Raw genomic sequence first — 4,953 nt, forward strand, 5'->3', positions numbered from 1 at the left:
CTCAACGCATTCCAGATCACCTTCGAGGGCCGGCTCACCCCGGCCAGCAACTGAACCTCAACAACCAAGATCAGCCGTTAACTTGACACACCCGAGGTGGCGGGGCGAGCGGGGAGAGCGCCTACTGGGCGGACGAAGACAACGCCGTGGTGGGCACGGGTGACCGCGCCCCGGAGCAGCCGTCGTGCCTCACCCATGCGCTTCGCGCCCCACCCCGCGTCGAGGAGTTTCGAGCTGTAGGTACCTTCGACGACGACGCCGAACTCCTTGCCCTTGGAGCGGTGCATGCTCATCAGGCTCACGCGCATGGATTCCTGCCGGGACATCACCAGGGACTCGTTGCCCAGGGCTCGCCTGATCGCGCTGGACGCGTCGGCGTACGAGGTGGCGCCCCAGGCTTCCACCAGCACCCATGCGAGAAGGTCGGTGGCCTTGAGCAGGCGCAGCATCCGGACCTGTGTGAACAGCTCATCGAGTTCGCCGGCCCCGGTGAGTAGGGCGCGGGCGGTCTGCCAATCGCCCACGGGCTGCCCGGACATCTGGATGCCGCTGTCGTAGGAGGCGATCAGGCTCTTGGCGGTTTTGGACTTGACCGTGGTCTTGTCGCGCAGGGCGGTTAGAGGGCGGGTTCTTCAGCGGCGGCCTGTCGCGCAGTCGGCTGTAGTGGAACTGGTGGGCGACCGTCACGGTGGCGGTGGGTCCGTTGCGGTGCTTGGCCACGATGAGGTCGGTCTCCCCGGCCCGGGACGATTCGGGCTCGTAGTAGTCCTCGCGGTGCAGCAGGATCACGGCGTCCGCGTCCTGTTCCAGGGCGCCGGAGTCGCGCAGGTCGCTCACGGCCGGCTTCTCGTCCTGGCGCTGCTCGGGCCCGCGGTTGAGCTGGGCCAGGGCGATGAGCACGGCCCCGGTGTCGGAGGCAAGGATCTTCAGTTCCCGGCTGATCTCCGTCACCCGCTCGTAGGGGGACTGCCGGGCGGAGCGCTGGTCGGTCTCCATCAGCTGGAGGTAGTCGACCACAACCGGGGGCGCGGCCGGTCTCCCGGATGATGCCCTTGATCCGCGACCGGATGGCGTGGTCGTCGTCCCGTCGTTTGGGGCGCGGGTCGGAGGTGAAACGGCCCGGCCGGGATTCAGTCGGATTGGCGGCGATCCATGCTTCGGCGCAGGTCTTGTGTACGGCCTCGCCTGCGTGGGAGCGCAGCGGTGTGGGGGTGCGGCAGCGCGTGTGGAAGAGCCCCCGGGGGTACCCGCGGGTAGCTGTCTTCAGCTCACGCCCACAAACCGGAGGGACCCTTCGACATGGGACACGGCGGAAATGTGATCGCGGAACTCACCACCGACCACCGGGAAGTCGAGGCGCTGTTCGCGCAGATCGAGACCCAGCCGGTCGGCGACCCCCGGCGCCGGAAGCTGGCCGACGAGCTGACCATCGAGCTGGTGCGTCACTCGGTCGCTGAGGAGATGCACCTCTACCCGGCGGTGCGCGAGCACGTCGAGGGCGGGGACGAGATCGCTGACAAGGAACTCACCGACCACGCCGAAGTCGAACAGCACCTCAAGGACCTGGAAGGGCTCGACGCGGAGGACCCGCAGTTCAACCACCTGGTGGCGAAGCTGAAACTGGAAGTCAGCGAGCACGTGCGCGACGAGGAGGACCGGATGTTCCCCCTTCTCGCCTCGGCATGCACCCCCGAAGTCCTGGACGACCTGGGCGGCAAGATCCGCACCGCGAAGAAGACCGCGCCCACCCGCCCGCACCCCTCCGCACCGGACACCCCTCCCGGCAACAAGCTGCTTGGCCCCGGCACGGGGCTGGTGGACCGCGCCCGCGACCTGCTGACCGGCCGCGGCAAGAGCTGAAACGCGCGCCGGCACCGCGATGCCTGCGGCCGTCCGGCCGGAGGCAGGATCCAGAGGGAACGGAGCAGACGGTGACCACAGCACGAGAGATCATGACCGAGGGCGCCGAGTGTATCGGCGCTGACGAGCCGGTCCTGCTCGCAGCTCGGAAGATGACCGAGATGGGCGTCGGCGCGCTGCCGATCTGCGGCACGGACGCCCGCTCCTGGCGGACCTGCCCCGCTTCCCCGTGCGCGGCCCGGCGGAGAAGCTGTTCGAGGAGGCATGCGACTGGGCGCGCCCGATGACCGACGCCGAATGCATGCGTCGCAACCTGGTCGGCATCGACGTGAACATGGCCCTCGCCGCCGGCGCCAACGGCCTGGCCGTCGACCTCGGTGCGCCGGCCCACGTCAAGGCACCGGTGTTCGATCCGAAGCTGCCCGGCTCGTGGCTGGTAGGCCTGTCCCATATCGACCTGTCCCGCGTGAAGCTTGCCATGGACAAGTGGGTGGAGCTGGACGCGAGTCTGCTGCCCAGCCCGTTCACTCCGAAGGGCGAGCGTCCCGAGGGTTCGGCCTGGTACGCGACGCCGAGCGTGGCCTACGCGGTGGAGCTGGGCTACGAGGTGCGCCCGATCGAGGCGTACGTCCGCTACGAGAACGGCCGCTATCTGGACGGTTGGACAACCGCCTACGTGACGCCTTCCTCGCCACGATGGCCGACCTCGGCGTGGACGCGGACCTGCCGCCGGCCGATCGCGGCCATGGACGGCTACAAAGAGCGCGGCCCCGAGCTGGCGATCGTCGTGTCGGCGATCAAGGCGACGGTCAAGGACGGCCAGGGCAAGCCGCGCGAACGCCCGCACGGTGAGGGCTGGCGGCCGGGCGAAACGCGGCGGGCGCTGTACCGGCCGACGTGGCGTCGGAACAGCCGACGGCGCCTTCCAGAAGCTGGACCGCGACTGCGGACCGTCTCCGGCAGACCGCACGTCCGGGTCAGCCCTGATGGCGGGCAGAGCAGGATCCGGCGAGGGTGGAGTGGTGATCGACGTTGCAGTCGGCCGACCCCCTCTGTCGTCCTCCGAAGGAGCACCGTCATGTCCGGACGCAATACCTGGATCCGCAGCCTGCACGATGTGGGTCTGGCAGCCTGGTTCGGCGGCTCACTCATGGGCGCGGCCGGCCTCAACGGCGCGGCCAAAGACGAAGGCGAAACCGACGAGACCAGTGCACGCATCGCTTCGTCGGGCTGGGCGAAGTGGGCACCGGTCAACGCCGCCGCCATCGGCGCGCACCTGTTCGGCGGGGGTGGGTTGCTGGCCGTAAACGCCCACCGGATTGCCACGCAGAAGGGCGTGGCCGCCTCCACCACGGCCAAGACCTTCGTCACCGCCGCGGCCCTGGCCGCCACCGCCTACGCCCGCGTCCTCGGCAAGAAAATCGAACTGGCCTCCTCCCAGGATCCTGAGGATCACGAGAAGACGGCCCAGCACCCCGTCAACCTCGACCAAGCGCGGCGTCAGCTGGCCTACGTCCAGTGGGCGGTGCCGGCGCTGACCGGATGCCTGGTCGTGCTCAACGCCCTACACGGCGAACAGCAGCGTCCTGCCGAGCAGCTGCACGGCATGTGGGAGCGGGCCCGCTCCGCCACACCGCTCATCCCCTAGACGAGTCATTCCGATGTGATCAGTGGTCGTAAGCGATCAAGGATCGTGTGACGGGCTGGCCGGTCTTGCGGTTGTGCCAGATCGCGGCGGCCATCGCGAGGATGCGCTGAGCGACGCGAACGGCGACGCCTTCGAAGGTGCGGCCGCCATGCTGTTCCAGATCGAGCTGGCCTTTAAGGGTGTCGTTGACCGACTCGATCAGCTGCCGCACCGTCTTGAGGAGGCTTTCGCCCTCGCGCCTCTTCTCGCGTTTGAACGTTGGTCGCAGCAACTCGGCTCCACAGAAGGCCAGATCGGCCTCGAACTCCTTGGAGGCGAAGCCCTTGTCCGATATCACCAGCAGCCCCGGCCGGTCCGTAACTGCTTCCGGCTCGCGGTCAGCACCTCGCGCTCGTCGATCTTCGGGTTCGCCAGTGCCCACAGGATCGGCATCCCGGTCGGGGTACACACCAGGAACAGACGCAGCCCCCAGAAGAACCGGCTGTGGCTGGCGCAGTACCCGTATCCGGCCCAGCCGGCCATGTCCGACCGCTTCACCGTCGGACGCGAGCGACCGCACTCCACCGGTGTGGAGTCGACGATCCAGTGGTTGTCGAACCAGAAGTCCGTATCGACGGCCAGCAGCCGTATTGCCTTCTTGACCAGTGGCAACGCGGCCCTCAGCCGCTTGTTCCAGCCCGGCTGCCTGGACACATACGGGAACATCGTACCCAGCCGTGAGTCCACGAACCGCAGTTACCGCGACTCCGAGGTGAAGCCCAGCAGTGCCTGCGCGACGGCGAGAGTGACCAGCTCGGAATCAGTCAGCCGGGGCGGCCGGCCCAGCCATCGGGTATCTCCGATCTCGTCGTCGATCTTCACGTACAGTGCGGTCAGCAGGGCGTCCAGGTTGTTCGTCACACAACGATCTTGGGCGCCCTGTCTGCATCGCCGCGCCGCCCGCATGACGAAAGGCACCAGACCGGCAGCACCGGCTACGGCCCTTACTGTGCGCCGAGCGTCATCCACTTCTCCGGCTTCTCGAGTGACGCGAAGCCCACCTTGGCGTAAATCGCGTGTGCGTCAGCAGTGGCCAGCAGCACGCGGCGCAGCCCATAGGGCACGAGATGCTCGCAGGCAGCAGCAACCAGAGCATGCCCCAGACCTTTACCCCGACTGCCACGAGCAATGTAGACGGCACACAGCCACGCGAACGTGGCCTTGTCGGTGACCACACGGGCGTAACCGAGCTGAACGCCGGTGGCGCTGTCATAGGCCCCGAAGTTCAGCGAGTTGGCCATGGCCGCGTCTTGCTTCTCCCGGGACCGGCCCAGGGCCAATGGCCATGAGTTAAGCCGTGTGGGGTGTGAACTGGTGGAGCACGATGGTGCGGGTGACTCGGCGGGTGCCGGGGTCGGTTGAGCTGCGGGTCTGGTAGCTCAGGTGGGGACGTTTCGTGGTCCGGG

At 67.9% G+C, this 4,953-nt stretch carries 4 protein-coding genes and 4 pseudogenes; 4 read left to right on the forward strand and 4 right to left on the reverse strand.

Going from position 1 to position 4,953, the window contains the following annotated elements; translation table 11 throughout:
• Positions 1-77: 77 nt before the first annotated feature.
• Positions 78-524 (reverse strand): hypothetical protein, encoded by a 447-nt coding sequence (locus tag ACFYQA_RS39140; RefSeq protein ID WP_388928578.1) that lies wholly within the window; start codon positions 522-524, stop codon positions 78-80.
• A 121-nt stretch (positions 525-645) separates the two neighbouring features.
• Positions 646-1,020: pseudogene (locus ACFYQA_RS39145) on the reverse strand (DnaB-like helicase C-terminal domain-containing protein); the annotation flags it as partial.
• Between the two features lie 279 nt (positions 1,021-1,299).
• On the opposite strand from ACFYQA_RS39145, the gene ACFYQA_RS39150 reads away from it, so the two are divergent.
• The 4 genes and pseudogenes from ACFYQA_RS39150 (at position 1,300) to ACFYQA_RS39165 (ending at position 3,508) form a co-directional block, all read left to right on the forward strand.
• Positions 1,300-1,860: a hemerythrin domain-containing protein gene (locus tag ACFYQA_RS39150; RefSeq protein WP_388928580.1), complete on the forward strand. Its 561-nt coding sequence runs from the start codon at positions 1,300-1,302 to the stop codon at positions 1,858-1,860.
• A gap of 92 nt (positions 1,861-1,952) precedes the next feature.
• A pseudogene (locus ACFYQA_RS39155) lies at positions 1,953-2,063 on the forward strand (CBS domain-containing protein); the annotation flags it as partial.
• A pseudogene (locus ACFYQA_RS39160) lies at positions 2,054-2,776 on the forward strand (transcriptional regulator); the annotation flags it as partial. The pseudogenes ACFYQA_RS39155 and ACFYQA_RS39160, both read left to right, overlap by 10 nt.
• Positions 2,777-2,938: 162 nt before the next feature.
• On the forward strand, positions 2,939-3,508 hold the full coding sequence (locus tag ACFYQA_RS39165; protein WP_388928584.1) for a hypothetical protein: 570 nt from the start codon (positions 2,939-2,941) through the stop codon (positions 3,506-3,508).
• Positions 3,509-3,527: 19 nt separating this feature from the next.
• Here the strand turns inward: ACFYQA_RS39165 and ACFYQA_RS39170 are convergent.
• Together ACFYQA_RS39170 and ACFYQA_RS39175 are read right to left on the reverse strand one after the other, a co-directional pair.
• Positions 3,528-4,408 (reverse strand): annotated as a pseudogene (locus tag ACFYQA_RS39170) (IS982 family transposase).
• An 83-nt stretch (positions 4,409-4,491) separates the two neighbouring features.
• Positions 4,492-4,788 (reverse strand): GNAT family N-acetyltransferase, encoded by a 297-nt coding sequence (locus ACFYQA_RS39175; protein ID WP_388928582.1) that lies wholly within the window; start codon positions 4,786-4,788, stop codon positions 4,492-4,494.
• Positions 4,789-4,953: the final 165 nt, after the last annotated feature.

The sequence above is a fragment of the Streptomyces sp. NPDC005774 genome, assembly GCF_042871645.1.
GTDB classification, from domain to species: domain Bacteria; phylum Actinomycetota; class Actinomycetes; order Streptomycetales; family Streptomycetaceae; genus Streptomyces; species Streptomyces pratens.

Bases quoted from the DNA above. Each gene is read 5' to 3' on its own strand.
- ACFYQA_RS39150 (WP_388928580.1), top strand. From the start codon at position 1,300: ATGGGACACGGCGGAAATGTGATCGCGGAACTCACCACCGACCACCGG.
- ACFYQA_RS39165 (WP_388928584.1), top strand. From the start codon at position 2,939: ATGTCCGGACGCAATACCTGGATCCGCAGCCTGCACGATGTGGGTCTG.
- ACFYQA_RS39175 (WP_388928582.1), bottom strand. From the start codon at position 4,788: ATGGCCAACTCGCTGAACTTCGGGGCCTATGACAGCGCCACCGGCGTT.